This window comes from Enhygromyxa salina (assembly GCF_000737335.2).
GTDB lineage: Bacteria > Myxococcota_A > Polyangia > Nannocystales > Nannocystaceae > Plesiocystis > Plesiocystis salina_C.
Map to the genome: position 1 here is coordinate 17,310 of NZ_JMCC02000028.1, position 18,275 is coordinate 35,584.

Here is an 18,275-nt window from a genome sequence, read left to right on the forward strand (position 1 = left end):
TGGGCTGACGCGCGAGCTTTCGGTTCAAGTCTCGGGGCCAGCCTCGAGCGCCAACATGGCCGCGCGAACGTGACGCTCGTGCTCGTGCTCGGGATCGTGGACCGCGAGCCCGAGCTCGACGGCCCGACGCATCAGATCGGCGGCCTCGAGGATCGAGGTGAGGCTCTGCGCCCGGCGGACCTCGAGCTCGCGCAGGCGATCGAGGCCATTGAGGAGCTTGACCTGGGTCTCGCCGGTCGCGGGCTCGTTTCGGGCGTTCGCGGCGGCGAGGCCACGGACCAGCAGACCCTCGTCGAGCTCGGCGAGCTCCGCATCGATCGCGTTGATCAGACCCACGCGCCGCTCGACCTGGGACACCAGCGCGGCGACTGGTTGGGTCGCCATGTCGATCTGCGCGGCCTCGCCCTGGTTGCTGGCGCGGTGATCGACCAGGCGTTGGACGATCAGCGCGAGCTCGGCCAGCAGCGCGTGTAGATCCGCCGCGGGCTTGGCTTGGATCAGCGCAGTCAGACGCGCGACCAGAGGATCCGAGGCGGGCAGCGCCGCCGGACCCGCTCGAAGCTGCATCAGCGAGCGACCCCATCGCTCGAGCCGCCGCCGGTTGGCCTTGCGAAATCCGTACACCATCAGGCCGCCTAGCAGCCCGCCGCCGGCCACCACGCTCGCTAGCACCACTGGGATCGGCGCCCCGATCACGATCGCGCCCGCGCCAACCACAGCTATGACCCCCGCGATGATCCCACCCGTGCGTCGCTGGGTGTGGGTCAGGGCGCTCGGCTTCCCGCCTCGATCGACCGCGTCGAGCTTCACGACCTTCAGCTCGATGCCCTTGTCTGCGTAGCGCTGCTGGATCCGCGCGGCCGTGTCCGCGTCGAGATCATTGAACAAGGTGCAGGGCAGGGGGATCCGCCGCTCGATCTCCTGCTTGGAGTACATGCGGGCGTCGCCAACCACGAAGTTCAAGGCTGGGGCCTGGCCCTCGCAGAGGTCCGCGCTCAGCTGCTGCAGGGCAGCCATCGGCTCGGCGTCTTCCTTGAGCTTGCGCAGCACCAGCTTCACGCGGGCGTCGGGGTTGATGTCGTCGGTCGCGTGTTGGAATTGAACCGCCAACTTTCCGCACGCGGTGCACAGGCGCTGGCCCAGCGGCATCGCGGCGCCGCAGCTCTGACAGCTCGATCGGGCTGGCACCATGGCGCCGAGCTGGGCCTGGCCGCGCAGGACATCGGCGACCAGGCGAGCGGCCCGCGGCCGGGTCGCGGGCTCGGTGTCGAGCAAGCTGGCGACGAGCGCGTCGATCGGCTCGGGCACCGTGGGCTGGATCGAGCGTGGGCGCGGGGCCGGGCCCGCCGGGCGCAGCAGCGCGTGGGTGTCGGGGAACGGGAGCTGACCGGTCAGCGCTCGAAATGCCAGGACGCCAACCCCGTAGAGATCCGCGCGGCCGTCCACGGCGGTGCGCATCAGCAGCTCGGGCGCCGTGTAGGGCGAGCCCTCCAGGACCAGGCTCGCGGCGGTTCGGGTCGAGAGGATGTCGACCCGCGCCAGGCCGATGTCGACGAACACCGGACCTTCGGCCGTGAGCGCGATCTTGGCTGGCGAGAGATCGCGGATCACCATGCCCAAGTCGTGGAGCTTGGCCAGCCGATCGCACAGCGCCGCGAGGATCTGCGCGACCTCGTCGGCGGGTGCGGGCGCGCGGGCGTCGAGCCACGCTTCGAGGGTCTGGCCAGCGGGGCGCGGGCGCAGGCGCCACGGTGGGCCGTTGTCCTGCTTGGGACCCCAGGCGATCAGCGGCGCGACGTCCTGCAGATCCAAGGCCGCCAGGCGCTCGACATCCTGCCGATAGCGCCGCCGCACGCACTCGTCGTTGGCGAGCTCTTCGACCAGCTGGGCGAGCAAGACCTCGCGACCGTCAGCCAGGCGCAGCTGCCAGCGCCGCTCGTTGCCGACCCGCTTCGGCCCGTCGAGCACGACCAGGCCGTGCGCCGCGGGCCCCAGGACCCCAGCCAGATCGCTGGCCAGATCGCTGGCCAGATCGCTGGTGTTTGGCAGCTGCGTCACAGGCTCTGGACCTCCTCGAGCGCCTCTACGGTCGCGCGCAGATCATCGAGCCCGCCATCATCGTTGGCTTCCGCGGCGCGTAGCTGGGTGGCCGTGGCCCGAGCCCGCAGCCCCTCGAGCGCGCCAGATAGTTCGAGCATGCGCCCCGACCATAGATCGCGCTGGTGCAGCAGCGCGCGGGTGTTGTCGTCGGCGAGGTTGAGATCGACCTCCGACAGCTGCCGATCAATCCGCGCGAGCGTGCCGGTTGTCGCGGTTGCCCGGGTCAGCGCCAGCGCCAGCTGCTCGTCTTGCTCGGCGCCGATCCGCTTGCGCAGCGCCAGGACCTGACGAATCACGGCTCGCAGCGCGTGGCGGTGGCGGGGTTGGTCCAGCGTGGGGACCAGGGCCTCGACGTCGTCGAACGCGGCGCGCAGCTCGGGACCCAGCGCGTCCGGCTTGCGGCCAGTGCCACGGGTGACCGACCTCGCGGAGTGCACGGTCGTGCCGATCAGCGCCCCGACCGCGCCAACCGCTAACACCCCGATCACCCACACACCATTGTTGAACATGCCGCCCATCGAGGTCATGGCGATCAAGCCGACGCGACCCGCGAGCTTCCCGGCCTTCGACCGCACCTGCGGGTGACGGATCGCCGCGCCCGAGATCGCCTCGGCGGCGAACCCAAGCGCGGCCAACGACGCGACCATCGCCTTGGCGCTGCGCTCACTGACCCGGGTGACGAACACCACGGGCAGCCGGGGGATCCGCTGCTTGAGCCCCTTGCCGCCCTCGAGCCCGAGCTGGGGGTTTTGATCGAGCCACACCAGCAGCTGTTGGCGCAGCTGGGCGTCCATCTTGTCGCCGACCTCGCCCGGCCCGGTGATCACGACACCGAAGCTCCCGGCCTCGAGCGTCGCGCTGGCGAGCCCACAGTTGAGGCACACCGCGACGTGGGCGACGAGCGGGTGGCCGCAGCCTGCACACGACGACGTGATCGACTCGGCGATCCCGATCCCAGCTTCACCAACCAGCGCGAGCGCGGACTCGCCGGCCGCGATCTGGGCCAAGCGCCGCGCCACGATCCCCGCCGATGGGGGGCGATCAGCGGGCGACTTGGCCAGCAGGCTCTGGACGATCGCTCGCATCGCGGGCGACAGATCAGCGGGCAGCGGCGGGACCGGATCTTCGCGATGCCGACGAAGCACACCAAACGGGGTCGCCGCTGGGAACGGCACCGTGGCCGTGAGCATCTCGAACAGCATGCAGCCAAGCGCGTACAGATCCGTGCGGGCGTCGACGGCCAGCGGCTCGATCGACTCCGGCGCCATGTAGTCGGGGGTCCCAAGCACGGTCAGCGCGCCCGCCTCGACCCCCGACAGCGAGCTGGCCCGCGCCATCCCAAAGTCGGCGATCTTGAGCACCGGGTCCGCGCCCGCATCACCGACCTGGACCAGCACGTTGGCCGGCTTGAGATCCCGGTGGACGATGCCGTGCCCGTGCGCGTAGGCCAGCCCCTCGGCCAGCTGCCGACCAAACTCGGCCACGCGCGCCTCGGGCATCGGCGCCTCGCGGGCGACCAGCACGTCGAGGCCGCACCCCTCGACCAGCTCCATGCGAACGAAGCTGCGCTCGTTGCCCGCGTCGTCGACCCCGATCGCGCTGCCGTCGACCCGGACCAAGTTGGGATGCGACAGCCCCTCGAGCAGCCGCGCCTCCTGACCAAACCGCGCCGTCGCGCTCTCGTCTCCGTCGCGCGAGGCGTGCAGGAATTTGCCCGCGTACACGACCCCGTCTGCGTCCGTGACCGCGTGGACGCTGGCGACCGCACCCCGCCCGAGTAAGCGTCCGATTTGGTAACGCTGGCTCAGCACCCGCCCAGTTCCGGGAACGAACACACGCCATCAGTGCAGGTGTTCTCCACGACGCCCGTGCGGAAGAAAGTGTCGAGCTGCTCGCGTGCCTCGGGCAGCTGCCGCAGCTTTCCGTGGGGGTCGTCGCACGCCTCTTGCGGCACGTTGCCCAGCGGATCCTCGGGCAGGCCGAACGCGTACTCGACGTAGGTCGATCCCGCGTTTTGCCCGGAGACCTTGTCAACTCCCCACACGTCGCGGATCCCGGTGTCGAGGTGCTTCGCGCCAACCGCCCGCGTCATGATGTGAGCGCCGAGCGTGGTCACCTGGTGATCCCCGATCGCCGCCCGGATCAGCACGTCGTGGGCCGGCGTGTCCGGGAACGTGTCGTTCATGATCTTGTGGCTGTAGCCGGTTGGCTCGGCGCGGTCCCACAGCCCCTGGAGCAGCGCCAGGATGATCTGCAGATCCCGCGAGTCGCTGAAGCCCGCCTGCAAGATCCCAAAGTAGGAGTCAAAGTCGACGCTGCGGTTCAGCAACAAGTTGTAGGGCTGGCCCGGGACCCCAGTACAGCCGCGCTCGATGTCCTGGCTGATCGCCATGAACGTGCCGCCAAAGATCCCGCCCTGGCTGATGCCCAGATAGTAGGCCGCGCTCGGATCGACGTAGCTCCCGAACATCACGTCATTCGCGAAGCTGGTCTTCATCATGCGGGTGGCCAGCACGAAGTTGACGAGGCCCTGCTGCAGGCGGTCGCTGACGTCTTTGAACCGGTGGACCTCGCCCGAGTCGAGCATGCCCGCGATGTTGAGCGCGTCCTCGTCGGCCATGCCGATCCAGTCGACCGAGAACAGGATGTAATTGTACTCGTTGATGAACGAGCGCATGTGCCCGGCGCCCAGCTCTTGGGCGCTGCCAAGCAGGCCGTGGCCGTACTGCAGCAAGGGCGCGGGCGTCTCGATCGCGCTGTTGGGGATCAGCACGTAGAAGGGGAACTGCGCGGTCCCCTGGACCTCGGGCATACCGTCGTCGCCGTACACGATGCGGCCGCCTGGATCGGCGTCGTCGAGGTACAGCGGGACCTCGATCATGCCCTCGACCCGGTAGGCGATGGTGTCGGGGTTGTACTCGTCATCAAAGTTGGTGATCGAGTACGTGGGGCCCGTGTCGGCCGGGTACATCGACAGCGCGTCGTCGCGCATGTGGATCAGGTCCGCGGTGTTGTTGTCCAAGCTGGCGGTCGTGAAGTCCCACGCGATCTGCAAGCTCTCGCGCTCGACCCCCGCGTTGCCCAGGCGCATGAAGATGTCGGCGTAGAGCGGGCGGCGGGCCTCGACGGTGGCGTCTTCGCTGGGCAGCAGGTCGCGCAGCGCTTGGAACCCCGGGCTGGGTGGGATCGCGGCGCCGCTGCCGTCAACCACGTTGCGGATCCCAACGATGTAGCGGGTGTTGTCCGCCAACCGCGTGACGGGCCGGATCATGAACGCGTTCTTGCTCGCGCCCGCCAGCGACTGGTCGATCTCCGCGAAGTGCGGGACCCGCTCGCCGGTCTCGGCGTTGATCACCACCGTTGGCGAGGCCGCGTCGAGCGAGGCGTCGAGATCCTGCCAGGTGGGGAGCCCCGTGGTCGAAGCCCCCGGCAGGTAGGTCAGCATCGCCAGCCCCGGCGAGAAGCCGTCGGCGTCGTTGAAGGGGTCGGCCAAGATCGTGTTGTCGTTCTTGGTCGGCAGCTGGTCCGAGCTGAGCGCGACCCGCCGCATGGTCGGGCTCGACGCGTCTTCGCTCGTGAAGACGTTGCTTGGGTACGGGAACAGGCAGTACTCCGGCACCAGCGAGTCGCACTCCATGGTCGGCCACGCGACCTCGGGAGCCGGCTCTTCGACCAGGTCGCCGTCACCGTCGCCGTCGCCGTCACCATCTCCATCACCGTCGCCATCTCCATCACCGTCGCCATCACCCGTCTCGGTGGTGTTCGAGTCGGCCGGGGTGTCGTCACCCTTGCAGCCGGGCAAGCTCGTGAGGGACAGACTGAGGGCGGGGATCCACAGCAAGCGTTTCATCGGGGGCGCAGCATACACGAGCCCAAGCCTCCCAGCAGGGCCCCAGCTCGTTGGGATCGAGCGACCGCGAAGTGCGAAGTGCGAAGGCGGCTGCGGGAGTGTGGAAAAGCCCCCTTCCAGGGGGCCCCACATGCCCCCGCGAACAGCCGACCCGTCGGGAGTGAGCGAAGCGAGTGACCGCGAAGTGCGAAGGCGGCTGCGGGAGCCAAAAAAGGTGCGGAGCGAATGACCGCGAAGTGCGAAGGCGGCTGTGGGGGTCAAAAAAGGTGCGAAGGCGGCTGCGGGAGTGTAGAAAAGCCCCCTTCAAGGGGGCCACACATGCCCCCGCGAACAGCCGACCCGTTGGGAGTGAGCGAAGCGAATGACCGCGAAGTGCGAAGGCGGCTGTGGGGGTAAAAAAAGCTGTGGGGGTCCATGCCTGCTCGCCCTCGCGTTGGTGCTTGGCTGCGCAGGCAAGCGCGACCCCCGGCCTGGCCAGCCGTCGACCGACCCGACCCACGCGGCCGCGGAGTCTCCGACCGCCGAAGAGCCGGGCGAAGAAGCCATGAGCGCGCTCGAGCAGCGACTGATCGACGCGCGCCGGGTCGTCATCGAATTCGAGGTCGACTCGACCGGCGCGGTCGTCTCGCACTTCAGCGGCACCCTGCACTGGGAGGGCGAGGACGCGCTGTCGCTGCGGGCGACCGGTGAGTTCGACGGCGTCCCCCAGAACCTCGAGCTGCGCGGGGACGCCGAGACCCTCGTGACCTTCGTTGACGGTCACCAAGTCTGGACCGGTCCGCGCCCGCCCGAACTGGTCGAGGCGATCGTCATCGGGCTCACGCGCCAGGGCCTGCTGCACAACCTCGCGGTGCTGACCGTGGGATCCCAGCCCGAGCACGGCGAGGGTGGCATGGACGACTGGCTATCTTACGTCGAGCCGGAGCTTGGCCCCATCCAGCCGTTCGGCGCGGGCAAGGCCCAGCCGCTTGGATTTGGGATCGAGGTCGAGGGCCAGCCGGTCGGCCGCGCGACGCTGTGGCTGCGCGCCAACGGCTTGCCGATCGAGCGCCAACAGTCCGTGGAGTTCCCCAGCGGCAGCATGGCCGTGGTCGAGCGCTACCCAACCTGGGTCATGAGGTAGGCGCAGCCACGATCCGGTGCTCGCCCGCGTACACGCACAGCCGGCGGTCACGCACGAACGCGACCAGCGAGATCCCAGCTTCGCGCGCGAGCTCCACGGCCAGGGAGGTCGGGGCCGAGACCGCGGCGACGATCGGGATCCCCAGCGCCAGCGCCTTTTGGACGATCTCGAACGAGACCCGGCCCGACACCATCAGCACGCAGCGCGAGAAATCGACGCGCTCGCGGGCAGCCCAGCCGAACACCTTGTCGACCGCGTTGTGACGGCCGACATCTTCGCGCACGACCCACGGCTGGCCGTCTGCGTCGAACAAGCCCGCGCCGTGTAGCCCCCCGGTTCGATCAAACACCAGCTGCTGGGCCCGCAGCCGCGCTGGCAGGCTCGTGAGCGTCTCGACGTTGACCCGCAGCTGGGGCCCGGGCGCGTCGCAAAGCTGCGCGAGCTCGGGCAGCGCCATCGCGGCCTCGATGCTCGCCTTGCCACACACCCCGCACGAGCTGCTCGCGTACATGTTGCGGCGCAGCGCGGCGAGGTCGACCTGGACCGAGGGATCGAGGCGGACCAGCATCACGTTGTCCTCGGCCTCGGGGGTCTCGACGTTGTCGCAGTGACGCATGCTCGCAATGTCGTCGACCCCCGCTACGATCCTCTCGGACAGCAAGAACCCGCGGACCAGCTCTTCATCATCGCCGGGCGTGCGCATGACGACGGCGATCGCGACCTGGTTGACGCGGATCTCGAGCGGCTCTTCGCGGGCCAGCATGTCGAGCTCGACCGCGCTCGCCCGGCCGTCGATCCACGCGCTGCGCTCGACGGCCGCGAAGCCATCGTCGTCAATCTCCCGCGGATCTGGATCCGACATCGGCGCGAGTGTAGCTGCGCGCGCAGGCGAACCCACGCGGCGCGCTGCGCTTTGTTGCAGAGCCGCGCGCCAGCTGCGGTTAGACTGCGTCGGTGTCTTGGCTCGCCCGCTTCGCGCTGCTGCTCTGCATCGGTCTGAGCGCGGTTGCCATGGTCGCTTGCGCGGGCCGCAACGCCACGCCGCCCCGCTACAAGCCGGTCGCCGAGCTCGATCGCTGTCGCCCCGGCGAGTGCGTCGCCGCCGAGCTCGGCTTTCGTCGCTGGGCCAACGCCGAGCACTTTCGTGGGCGCATGCCCTACCACTGCGACGCAGGCAGCGAGCTCGACGGCCCGCCCGATCCCCAGGTCACGCGCATGATCTTCGTCGTGCACGGCGTCGTGGGTCCAAGCGCGGCGCAGCTCGAGCGGCTCCGCGAGCCGCCGGGGCTCTATCAGCTGCGCGGGGTCGCCAACGCGCTCGCGCGGGCCCAGCGGCTCGACCCCAACCTCGACCCCGACTCGATCGCGATCGTCGCCCCCACCTTCCAGCGAACCCACGGCTGGCAGCCCTACACCGACGAGGACAAGCGCGCCTGGACCTGGAGCGGCAGCACCTACAACACAGGCACGCAGGCGGCCCCGCGCGAGAGCGGCGTGGGCTTCGTCAAGGCCGACGCGGTGTCGTCGTTCGACGTGATCGACGAGTTCCTGCGGGCCGCCCTGGTCAAGTTTCCCAAGCTCGAGAGCGTGGTCATCGTTGGCCACTCGGCGGGCGGGCAGACCGTGCACCGCTACGCGCTGCTTGGCACCGGCGTCCACGAGCACCTCGAGCAAGAGGGCATCCACGTCCGCTACATCCCCGCCAACCCCGGCCTGTACGCGTTCCCCATGATGACGCGCAAGCTGCCGCCGGGGCAGGCCAGCGTGCGGCCCGGGGTGGGGCGCGGCGACACCCACGACTGGCGTTGGGCCGCGCCGCGTGGCTGCAAGGGTTACGACGAGTGGGGCTACGGGCTTGGCGGTCTCAACCGTGTCGCCGCGGATCGAGCCACGCGCGCGGCCGACTATGCGATCGCCCGCTACCTGCGACCGATCGATCGCAAGCTCGCGCGCCAAGCCCAGCACAACCCCGGCAGCGCGACGTGGGCCAAGGCAGCGCGCGCGGCCCTGCGGCTGCAGTATGCCAGTCGCGAGATCTGGCACATCCAGGCCGCCAACGATCACGAGGACACGTTTGGGACCAACTGCAGGGCGACCGTGCAGGGGCGGTCTCGGTTTGAGCGGTTCTCGAATTTCCAGCAGGCGTGGACGCAGCTCGTTGGGATCCCGGCGCCAAATCTGCACTTCATCGCGCTCGAAGGCGCCAGCCATCCGCACAGCTCACGGGTGGTGTATGCGTCCGATGCTGGGGTGCACTTGCTGTTTTACTGAGTGAGCTCCGTTTGCCATGGGCGGCGCGTGTTCCGCACTGTGTGGCGCTCGAACTGACTGCCGCTTGCGAGTGGCTCTGTGTGGGCAGGAGAGATAGAACGAAGCATGTCCAGCGCACCGACCGAGTCCAGCCAGCCGGCGACGGACCTGCGCCAGGCCTATCGAAATTGTTCGCCGCGTCCGCTGCGCTCGGATCACCCCTGGTACACCGATCTCGGCGCCGCGCGGGGTGGAGATCTCAAACCACGGATCATCCAGCGCTTCGAGTTCAAGGAGACAGGCGTGCCCGGGCTCCGCGACACGTGGATGCGCCTGCTGCTGCTCGGGCTGCGTGGCAGCGGAAAGACGACGGAGATCCACCGCCTCGCTGCCGAGCTGCGCCACCGCTACGTGGTCCTGTACCTCGAGGCCAACACCGAGCTCAACGCGGAGGACTTCGATCTTTCAGAGTTGATCTTGTCGATCGCAGTTGGTGTCGAGCGGCACATGCGAGAGTTCGAACAAAAACCGCTGCCAAAAGAGGCGCTCGAGGGCCTTCAGCGGTGGTTCGCCAAGGTCACCCGCGAGAACATCGAGGAGCGGGTCGCGCAGGTCGAAGTTCAAGGCAAGCTCACCGCCGAGGGCGCGCCATTGCCGGCCAAGTACTTCACCTCGGTGCTTGGCATGCTCAAGCGGACGAGCACCGAGCGCGAGAAGGTGGTGCAGCAGATCCGCAAGTACCCAGCGGAGCTCGTGGCATATGCCAACGACCTCTTGCGGGCCGCTCAGGAGCCGCTCGGGGACCGCGAGCTGCTGGTCGTGGTCGACAACCTCGATCGATACAACCCCGACACGCTCGATCGTTGCATGAGCGCGGGCGCTGAGCACCTGCAGTCTCTCGACGTCAACTTGATCTTTACCCCGCCGGTCAGCCTGCTGCTCGATCCGCGCTCCGAGCCCCTCAACAACCTCTATCAGACCGAGTTCATGTTCACCCCGGCGTTGCGGCGCGCTGACGACCCACCGGACACCGTCGACGAGCCTGCTCGGGGACTGTTCCGTGAGGCGCTGAGCAAGCGCATGGATCTCGAGGCCGTGTTCGCCAACCCCGACGCGGTCCTCGATCGAGTGTTGCAGCACACCGGAGGCAGCCTGCGTGACTTGATGGAGCACTTGCGCGAGGCCTTCGTCTTGGCCCAAGGGCCCAAGCTCACGGTCGCGGATGTCGACGCTGCGCTGCACAAGCGCGTCGGGATCATTCGTGACCAGGTACGGATCTCGGGCAAGGCCGAGCTACTCGCCGCGATCGAGCGGACCCACAGCTTGCCCGAGGGGACCGAGGCGCTTCAGCTGCTCTATCGCCGCTATATCCTCAAATACAACGGTGAGGAGTGGTACGCGCTGCATCCCTATGTACGCTCGTTGCCCGAGGTTCAGCGCTTCCTTGGCCCGAAGACGTCGGCCTCGTGAGTGGGCTCGATCCAGATGGGCTGTCCGCGCTGTCGAGATTCCTCGACTTTGCGTCCGGACAATTCGATCTGGCCATGGTTCGAGCAGACACCCCGGGCGCCCGCGCGGCGTTCGAGGGTTGGCTGAGCGAGCAGGTCGCGGCGCTCAGCACCGTTGACTTTGACGAACTCGGGTCGGACCCGCTCGCGCGTTTGCGTGGCGAGCAGCTAGGTGAGGCGCTGCTGGTGACAGGGCTGGAGGGGCGCACGGACGCTGCCTTCCGCGCGTTGAACGTTCAGCGAGACCTGCTGATCGAGGTCGCGCCTGTGCCTTGGATCTTGCTTGGTCACCACCAGGGGCTCGTTGATCTTCAGCAGGTCGCGCCGGACTTTTGTGACCTCGTGAGCGTCCACGTCACCGTCATGGCGCTGCCGGATGAGCCCCTGCGGCGGCGTGAGCTCGCTTGGATGTCGATCAACGCGCACTCGGGAGTGTTCAGTCGCGTACAGATGATTGGGGTCGATGCCGCAGCGACGCCGGTCGGGGATCGCTACGGCGAAATGGCCGCCGTGCTCGAGCGCGTCAGGGAGCTGCGAGTCGCGGGAGATCTCGCGGGGGCGTTGCGATCGATAGAGGCGCTTCGCTCGAGCCTCCGTGCGTCGGAGAGCGACGTTGCGTTGTTCGAACATGCGGAGCTGCTCAACGCGATGGGGCAGCTCGGCGGCGCCCGTGAGTTGCTCGACCAGTGGTGGATCGCAGCCCGGCGTGATCCCGGAATGGCGCCGAGCGCCATGGCGCGTGGAGCAAGGTTGCTCGGAGAGGTCATGCATGGTCTCGGGGATCTCGCTGGTGCTCGAAGGCTCCTCGAGCACGCTCTCGAACGTCAAATCGCGGCCGATGCCGGCGAGAAAACCGATGGCACTGCGGCCTCGCATCATGCTCTAGGGAGCGTGCTTCATACACAGGGCGATCTGGTTGGGGCACGCCGACACCTCGAACGCTCTCTCGAGATCGCTTCGTCGATCTTCGGCACGGATGTCCACGCGAGTGCAGCGGCCCCGCTGCATGAACTGGGAGGTGTGCTTCGGGCACAGGGCGACCTGGAGGGGGCGCGCCGACACCTCGAACGCTCTCTCGAGATCAAGGCTGAGATTTTCGGCACGCAGATCCACGCCAGTGTAGCGGCCTCGTTGCATGAGCTAGCGAGCGTGCTCGCGACACAGGGCGACCTGGAGGGGGCGCGCCGACACCTCGAACACTCGTTGGAAATTGACGTTGAGGTGTTCGGAACGGAAGTTCACCCAAGTGTAGCGATCTCGCTGCATGAGCTAGCGGGCGTCGTCGAGAAACAGGGAGACCTGGAGGGGGCGCGTCGACGCCTCGAGCGCTCGTTGGAGATCAAAGCCGAGGTCTACGGAACGCAACTTCATCCCGAGGTAGCCGCCTCGCTTCACTCGCTGGCAAGCGTGCGGCGGGGACAGGGCGACCTAGAGGGGGCGCGCCGACACCTCGAACGCTCGCTGAAGATCAAAGCCGAGGTGTTCGGAACGGAAGTTCACCCCGATGTAGCAGTCTCGCTGCATGAGCTAGCGGGCGTGCTCGCGGCGCAGGGCGATTTGGATGGGGCGAGCCGACACCTCGAGCGCTCGTTGCAGATCAATCAGCAGATCTTTGGCGCGACGGCCCACATCTTCGTAGCGATCACACTTCGTTCGATGGCGGGGGTAATGACCGCTCAGGGTGATCTGGATCGAGCGACTGAGACCTACGAGCGTGCCCTGATTGTCGCGCTCGGTGTCCACGGGACTCCCGACAACACCTGGACTTGCATGACTGAGGTGAGGTTCGCGGACCTCTTGTTGAAGCGCGGCCAACCAGCGCGGGCGCAGCAGCTGCTGGAGCATGCACACCCAATCTTGCTGCGTGCCTTCGGCCCCGCGAACGCTTGGGCCATGGAGGCGAGTCGGCTGCTGCGCTTTGTGTCGGGCGCGTCGTCGCGCTCAAACGAGTCGGGTGAGATGGGGTGAACGTGGCCGTTCAAAAGTCGTCATCGTCGTCGTAAAAGGGCTCTAGATCGTGCTCGTGCTCGGGCTCGGTCGGTCGCGGTGTCGCGGTGCCGCCGATGATCTCGACCTCGGTGCGGATCTGCGCGAACTGAGCGACGATCGCGGCGGCGGCGGCCTGATCGAGGTCACGGGCGATCACGTCGCCCCGATCCGCGATCCCCTTGGCTTCGGCGAGCCCGAGCCTGGTCAGCTCGAGGATCAGCTTGATCGCGTGGATCTTCTGCCGGCTGGCAACGAAGCGCACGGCGAACGACTGGACAGACCCGGACGTGGCCTCGGCGTCGCCTGGTTGCGCCGATCCAAGCTCGAAACGGACCCCATGTCGCGCAGCGTCGCGCAGCGTCGTCTGGGTCCGCGGATTCAGCTCGAACTCGAACTCGCTGCCGGTCTCGACCAGCTCCTTGGCTTCGCGCAGGCCAGCGCCGCTCAGCTCGCGGACCAGCTTGATCGCGAGGATCTTGCTCGGACCAAAAGACAGGACGCGGGTGCGATGACGGGCCATTCCGTCATCATGCCCCCCCGTCCGACCAGGTTCACGCTCGACGAAGACGCGCCAACCAAAACCCGTCGGTGTGGTGCTGCTCTGGCGTCCACGACTGGGTCAGCTCGCGCGTGAACGCTTGTCCTGCATCTGAACTACAAAACTCCGCGACGATCGCCTCGCCTTCTTCGGGCTCGAGGCTGCACACCGCGTACACCAGCCGCCCGCCCGGCCGGACCAAGCTCGCGGACCAGCGCAGCAAGGTCGCCTGCAGCGCGGCGCGGTCGCCAATGTTGGACTCCACCGCGGTCCAGCGCAGCTCGGGGTGCCGACCGAGGTTGCCCAAGCCAGTGCAGGGCGCGTCGAGCAGCACCGCGTCGAAGCTGTCGGCTCGCAGCACCGCCTGCGCATGGTCTGGCAGCGCGCCGCCAAGCTCGGCCTCGATGATCTCCAGCGTCAGCTCGCCGTCGAGGCCGGCCCGCTCGCGGCCTGCGTCGAGCTCTGCGAGCCGCTCGCCCGAGCTATCGACCGCGACGATGCTCCCGCGCCGGCCCATGTGCTCCGCGATCTGTATGGTCTTGGTTCCCATGCCCGCGCACGCATCGAGCACCCGCTCGCCGGCTTGGGGAGCCAAGGCCCGCACGGCCTGCTGGCTGCCCAGGCTCTGGATCGAGAACAACCCGGCCTCGAACGCAGGCCCATAAAAGAGGTCACCACCGCCGCGCACCCGCAGGCACTGCGGCTGATCCCCGGCTGGCTCGGGCACCGCGATGAACTCGAGCTTGGGCTGCTCGGCCCGCAGCAATTCCCGCAGGGAGTCGGCGCCGCTGCGATGAATGTCCACGCGCAGATCCACGGTCGGGGGGACGCTGAGCGCCCGCGCCCGCGCGAGCGCCTGCTCGGGGCCGATCTCCGCCAGCCAGCGCGCCGCCAGCCAGCGCGGCAGCGACCAGCGACCGGTGAGCGCGTCGAGCACGTGACCGTCGCTCAGGGCGACATCCATGATCGGCCAGTCCCGATCGATCATGTGCAGGATCGCCGTGATCATCCCGGACAGCCGCCCGTGCGGATCAATGCGCCGCGCGAGCTTGCCCGCTTCGGCGTTGGCGATCCCCAGCGGGCGCTCGAGCTCGACCAGCTCGAACGCCGCGACCCGCAGGATCATCCGCAGCTCGCCCTTGACCTTCTTGGGCTTGTCCGCGAACGAGTCGATCAGCTTGTCGAGCCGGCCGCGGTGGCGGAGCACCCCGTAGACCAACATCGTGATCAACCCGCGATCCCGCCGCTCGAGCTCGGGGTGGCGCTCGAGCTGCTCGGACAAGATCCGGTTGCTGAACCCCTGACGCTGTTCGATCTCTCGCAGGATCCGGACGGCGACGCGCCGCGGACTTGGCCCCGATTTCGCCCCGTTCACGGCGGGAGTGTAGCCGTGGCTCGCCAGCCACATTGGGGGGACCACTCCTGGCTAGTCGTCTGCTCGGAAATGCCCCTTTGCGCGCTTGGAGCCTTCGTTTCGCGTTCGTCGCGCGGGTCAGGGTGCGTGTATTTCGCGTACGAAAGCGTACGTAGCCCGAGAATGTAATTGGGAATACGAAATTCTGAGGATAAATGGCCGATTTCGCACAATCCCAGTGTGGCTGATACATTTTTCCAGTCAGGCTAGAATTATTCTTATAGAATCCAGTATTTGTACAACTCTGGTTGGAGACATGGGGCAGAATTCCAGTTAAGGTGTCGTCATGAGCAGCCAAGCCGAACTCGACCTTCAGATTGACCTGACCGGCGCCGTCGTCGTCAAGTGGAGCGGGAGCGCAAACGACCGCCAGCCCGCCGCTGCCCTGAATCCCTTGTTCGAGCGCCTGTTGAGCATGGGGCGTTACCTTCGCTTCGACTTCTCGGAGCTTCAGCACATCTCCTCGACCACCCTCGTGGTCGTCCTGCGCTTCTTCAAGAAGCTCAACGCGATGGGTGTTGGCTTTGACTTCCGCTACGACGAATCGGTGAGCTGGCAGCGCATGATGTTTGCGCCCGTCAGCGCGCTCGCGGCTCCTCCGTCGATGTTGCTCAGCGCGGCCGCTTGACCACCAACTGCTCTTCCGATCAACCCGCGCTTGGCTGGCGCGGGTTTTTCAATTGGTTCACGCCCCCGTGGCGGACAGCTTCGCCGACCAGATCGCGGTGTCGGCCATCATGTAGATCGTGTCGTTGTTCGGCCCACCAAACGTGAAGTTGGCCACGCCTGGAACCTCGATCAGCCCGAGCATCCGCCCGTCGGGGCTGTAGACCTGCACGCCGTTCCCGGCCGAGCTGTAGATGCGCCCGGCGCTGTCGACCTTCAGACCATCGGGGATGCCCGGCGTCACGACCGTGATCAACCGATCTTGCTCGAGGTGCTCGCCGCCAGCGCTGACCTCGAACGCGCGGATGTGATGCGGAAGCTGGGGCTGGTAGGGCCCGGCCCCCTGCGCCGCGCCGCTGTCGTTGATGTAGAGGATCGTCTCGTCGGGCGAGAAGGCCAGGCCGTTGGGTCGATTGAAGTTGTCCGCGACCACGCTCAGGCGCTGGCTCTCGGGTTCGAAGCGGTACACGAAATTTCCAAGGAGCGGCGCAGGCTTGAAGCCCTGCACGAACCCGTAGCTGGGATCGGTGAACCAGATCGAGCCGTCGCGCCGAACCACGACGTCGTTGGGCGAGTTGAACGGCAGCCCAAACCACTCCTCGACCAGCTTGGTGTACTCGTTCGTGCGCGGGTTGAGCCGGCTGATCGCGGCGGGCGTGGTCTTGGTGCCCTGCTCGCAGATGATCAGGTTCCCGGCGCGATCCAAGGTCATACCGTTGGCCATGTTCGAGGGCTCGCGGACGGTGTGCAGCTGCCCGCTGTCCAGGTCGAGCCGTCGGATCGCCACCTGCTTGAAGCCCTCGATCGGGATCGAGACGTCGACCGGCACGGTCGTGAAGTAGAGCGCGCCGTCGAGGTACACGGGGCCTTCGTGCGCGTTGGTCTGGACCAGCTCTTCGACCTTCGCGCCGTCGCCGAGGACCGCGAGGAATCCGGGGTCGTAGATCCGCAAGCGGCTGCTTGGGTCATCTCGATAGTGGGTCCAGGGATTTGAGCGAGGCGCGGGCATGCCGGCATTGTACCGGCCCGTGCGGTGATCCCGTGCCGCCCCTCGCAGCGTGACAATGGCCCAAACAAAGAAAGGGCCTGCGATCACGATCGCAGGCCCTCTCGGGTGGTTGAGTGCAGGGTTTAGTGAGCCGGGCTCACATGCCCATGCCGCCCATGCCGCCCATGCCGCCGCCGCCGCCGCCGCCCATCTCGGGGGCTGCTTCCTTCTTGGGGATCTCGGCGATCATCGCTTCGGTGGTCAGCATCATGCCGGCAACCGACGCCGCGTTTTGGATCGCGGTGCGCACGACCTTGGTGGGGTCGATGACGCCTTGCTTGACGAGGTCGCCGTACTCTTGGGTGCGAGCGTTGAAGCCGAAGCCGCCCTCGCCGCTGAGCACCTTGTTCACGACCACGCTCGGCTCGCCGCCAGCGTTGCTGACGATCTGCCGCATGGGCTCCTCGACCGCGCGACGCACGATCGCGATGCCGACTTGCTGCTCTTCGGTCGTAGCCTTGAGCGTGTCGAGCACGAGGCTGGAGCGAAGCAGGGCCACACCGCCGCCGGGGACGATGCCCTCTTCAACGGCCGCACGGGTCGCGTGCAGAGCATCCTCGACGCGGGCCTTCTTCTCCTTCATCTCGACCTCGGTCGCTGCGCCGACCTTGATGACGGCGACGCCGCCAACGAGCTTGGCGAGGCGCTCTTGCAGCTTCTCGCGGTCGTAGTCCGAGGAGGTGTCCTCGATCTGCGCGCGGATCTGCTTGACGCGGGCCTGGATGTCTTCCTTCTTGCCGCCGCCATCAACGATGGTGGTGGTGTCCTTGTCGATCGCAATCCGACCAGCGTGGCCGAGATCGCTCAACTGCAGGCTCTCGAGCTTCTCGCCAAGATCCTCGGTGAGCGCCTTGCCACCGGTGAGGAACGCGAGGTCCTTGAGCATCTCCTTGCGGCGATCACCGAAGCCGGGGGCCTTGACGGCCGCGACCTCGAGGGTGCCGCGCAGACGGTTGACGACGAGCGTGGCGAGGGCCTCGCCATCGACGTCCTCCGCGATGATCAACAGCGGCTTGCGCTGCTTGGCGACCTGCTCGAGCACGGGCAGGAGGTCCTTCATGCTCGAGATCTTCTTCTCGTGCAGGAGGATGTAGGCGTCCTCGAAGGACACTTCCATGCGCTCTTGATCGGTCACGAAGTAGGGGCTGAGGTAGCCGCGGTCGAACTGCATGCCCTCGACCACGTCGAGCTCGGTCGTGTTGGCCTTGTTCTCCTCGACCGTGATCACGCCCTCTTGGCCGACCTTGCTCATCGCCTCGGCGATCAGCTTGCCGACTTCCTCGTCGCCGTTGGCGGAGATGGTGCCGACCTGCGCGACCTCTTCCTCACCCTTGGTCTCGACCGAGAGCGAGTGAATGTGGGCAACGACGGACTCGACGGCCAGCTCGATGCCGCGCTTGAGCTCCATTGGATCGTGACCGGCGGTGACCATCTTCAGGCCTTCGCGGTAGATCGCCTGGGCGAGCACGGTCGCGGTGGTGGTGCCGTCACCGGCGACGTCAGAGGTCTTGGAAGCGACTTCCTTGACCATCTGCGCGCCCATGTTCTCGAATTTGTCCTCGAGCTCGATCTCCTTGGCGACGGTGACGCCGTCCTTGGTGATCGTGGGGGAGCCCCAGGACTTCTCGATTACGACGTTGCGACCACGCGGACCGAGCGTGACCTTGACGGCGTTGGCGAGAGTGTTGACGCCACGCAGGATCGCCCCGCGGGCACTGGCATCGAAGCGGACTTCTTTGGCTGCCATGATGTGTCTCCTTGAATCTCTATACGGTTGGGAAAAGGGGTT

General features: G+C 67.3%; 13 protein-coding genes. 5 read left to right on the forward strand and 8 right to left on the reverse strand.

The window, feature by feature from the left end:
• Positions 1 to 24: 24 nt before the first annotated feature.
• From DB30_RS11860 to DB30_RS11870, 3 genes are read right to left on the reverse strand one after another with little or no spacing between them, the layout of a single operon-like run.
• The gene (locus DB30_RS11860) at positions 25 to 2,058 is read right to left on the reverse strand and encodes a protein kinase domain-containing protein (protein ID WP_052548521.1); all 2,034 of its coding nucleotides are present in this window, start codon (positions 2,056 to 2,058) and stop codon (positions 25 to 27) included.
• Complete coding sequence (locus DB30_RS11865) at positions 2,055 to 3,911, reverse strand: serine/threonine-protein kinase (protein ID WP_052548522.1); 1,857 nt, start codon at positions 3,909 to 3,911, stop codon at positions 2,055 to 2,057. The genes DB30_RS11860 and DB30_RS11865 overlap by 4 nt, the downstream gene beginning before the upstream one ends.
• Complete coding sequence (locus DB30_RS11870) at positions 3,905 to 5,950, reverse strand: hypothetical protein (RefSeq protein ID WP_052548523.1); 2,046 nt, start codon at positions 5,948 to 5,950, stop codon at positions 3,905 to 3,907. The genes DB30_RS11865 and DB30_RS11870 overlap by 7 nt, the downstream gene beginning before the upstream one ends.
• A gap of 361 nt (positions 5,951 to 6,311) precedes the next feature.
• On the opposite strand from DB30_RS11870, the gene DB30_RS11875 reads away from it, so the two are divergent.
• Positions 6,312 to 7,073 (forward strand): hypothetical protein, encoded by a 762-nt coding sequence (locus DB30_RS11875; protein ID WP_146658576.1) that lies wholly within the window; start codon positions 6,312 to 6,314, stop codon positions 7,071 to 7,073.
• Here the strand turns inward: DB30_RS11875 and fdhD are convergent.
• Complete coding sequence (gene fdhD, locus DB30_RS11880; RefSeq protein ID WP_052548525.1) at positions 7,063 to 7,935, reverse strand: formate dehydrogenase accessory sulfurtransferase FdhD; 873 nt, start codon at positions 7,933 to 7,935, stop codon at positions 7,063 to 7,065. The genes DB30_RS11875 and fdhD overlap by 11 nt on opposite strands.
• A 92-nt stretch (positions 7,936 to 8,027) precedes the next feature.
• Between fdhD and DB30_RS11885 the strand changes: the two genes are divergently transcribed.
• The 3 genes from DB30_RS11885 to DB30_RS11895 all read left to right on the forward strand — a co-directional run bounded on the left by DB30_RS11885 (position 8,028) and on the right by DB30_RS11895 (position 12,799).
• Entirely contained in the window at positions 8,028 to 9,344 is a 1,317-nt protein-coding gene (locus DB30_RS11885) for a hypothetical protein (RefSeq protein WP_052548526.1), read from the forward strand.
• A 105-nt stretch (positions 9,345 to 9,449) separates the two neighbouring features.
• Positions 9,450 to 10,793: a hypothetical protein gene (locus tag DB30_RS11890; RefSeq protein WP_052548527.1), complete on the forward strand. Its 1,344-nt coding sequence runs from the start codon at positions 9,450 to 9,452 to the stop codon at positions 10,791 to 10,793.
• A 191-nt stretch (positions 10,794 to 10,984) separates the two neighbouring features.
• Entirely contained in the window at positions 10,985 to 12,799 is a 1,815-nt protein-coding gene (locus DB30_RS11895; protein ID WP_165703724.1) for a tetratricopeptide repeat protein, read from the forward strand.
• A 10-nt stretch (positions 12,800 to 12,809) separates the two neighbouring features.
• On the opposite strand, the gene DB30_RS42235 is transcribed toward DB30_RS11895, so the two are convergent.
• On the reverse strand, positions 12,810 to 13,340 hold the full coding sequence (locus DB30_RS42235; protein WP_052548529.1) for a ribosomal protein L7/L12: 531 nt from the start codon (positions 13,338 to 13,340) through the stop codon (positions 12,810 to 12,812).
• Between the two features lie 31 nt (positions 13,341 to 13,371).
• The gene (locus DB30_RS11905; protein WP_165703725.1) at positions 13,372 to 14,733 is read right to left on the reverse strand and encodes a transcription antitermination factor NusB; all 1,362 of its coding nucleotides are present in this window, start codon (positions 14,731 to 14,733) and stop codon (positions 13,372 to 13,374) included.
• A gap of 325 nt (positions 14,734 to 15,058) precedes the next feature.
• Between DB30_RS11905 and DB30_RS11910 the strand changes: the two genes are divergently transcribed.
• Positions 15,059 to 15,400, forward strand: coding sequence for an STAS domain-containing protein (locus tag DB30_RS11910; RefSeq protein WP_052548531.1), 342 nt, complete (start codon positions 15,059 to 15,061; stop codon positions 15,398 to 15,400).
• A gap of 57 nt (positions 15,401 to 15,457) precedes the next feature.
• Here the strand turns inward: DB30_RS11910 and DB30_RS11915 are convergent, their stop codons facing one another.
• Complete coding sequence (locus tag DB30_RS11915) at positions 15,458 to 16,447, reverse strand: SMP-30/gluconolactonase/LRE family protein (RefSeq protein ID WP_146658577.1); 990 nt, start codon at positions 16,445 to 16,447, stop codon at positions 15,458 to 15,460.
• 136 nt (positions 16,448 to 16,583) lie between these two features.
• Entirely contained in the window at positions 16,584 to 18,233 is a 1,650-nt protein-coding gene (gene groL, locus DB30_RS11920) for a chaperonin GroEL (protein ID WP_052548533.1), read from the reverse strand.
• Positions 18,234 to 18,275 lie beyond the last annotated feature (42 nt).

Excerpts from the sequence above, each read along its gene's own strand:
- DB30_RS11870 (WP_052548523.1), bottom strand. The coding sequence starts at position 5,950 with ATGAAACGCTTGCTGTGGATCCCCGCCCTCAGTCTGTCCCTCACGAGC.
- DB30_RS11875 (WP_146658576.1), top strand. The coding sequence starts at position 6,312 with ATGACCGCGAAGTGCGAAGGCGGCTGTGGGGGTAAAAAAAGCTGTGGG.
- fdhD (WP_052548525.1), bottom strand. The coding sequence starts at position 7,935 with ATGTCGGATCCAGATCCGCGGGAGATTGACGACGATGGCTTCGCGGCC.
- DB30_RS11890 (WP_052548527.1), top strand. The coding sequence starts at position 9,450 with ATGTCCAGCGCACCGACCGAGTCCAGCCAGCCGGCGACGGACCTGCGC.
- DB30_RS42235 (WP_052548529.1), bottom strand. The coding sequence starts at position 13,340 with ATGGCCCGTCATCGCACCCGCGTCCTGTCTTTTGGTCCGAGCAAGATC.
- DB30_RS11910 (WP_052548531.1), top strand. The coding sequence starts at position 15,059 with ATGAGCAGCCAAGCCGAACTCGACCTTCAGATTGACCTGACCGGCGCC.
- DB30_RS11915 (WP_146658577.1), bottom strand. The coding sequence starts at position 16,447 with ATGCCCGCGCCTCGCTCAAATCCCTGGACCCACTATCGAGATGACCCA.
- groL (WP_052548533.1), bottom strand. The coding sequence starts at position 18,233 with ATGGCAGCCAAAGAAGTCCGCTTCGATGCCAGTGCCCGCGGGGCGATC.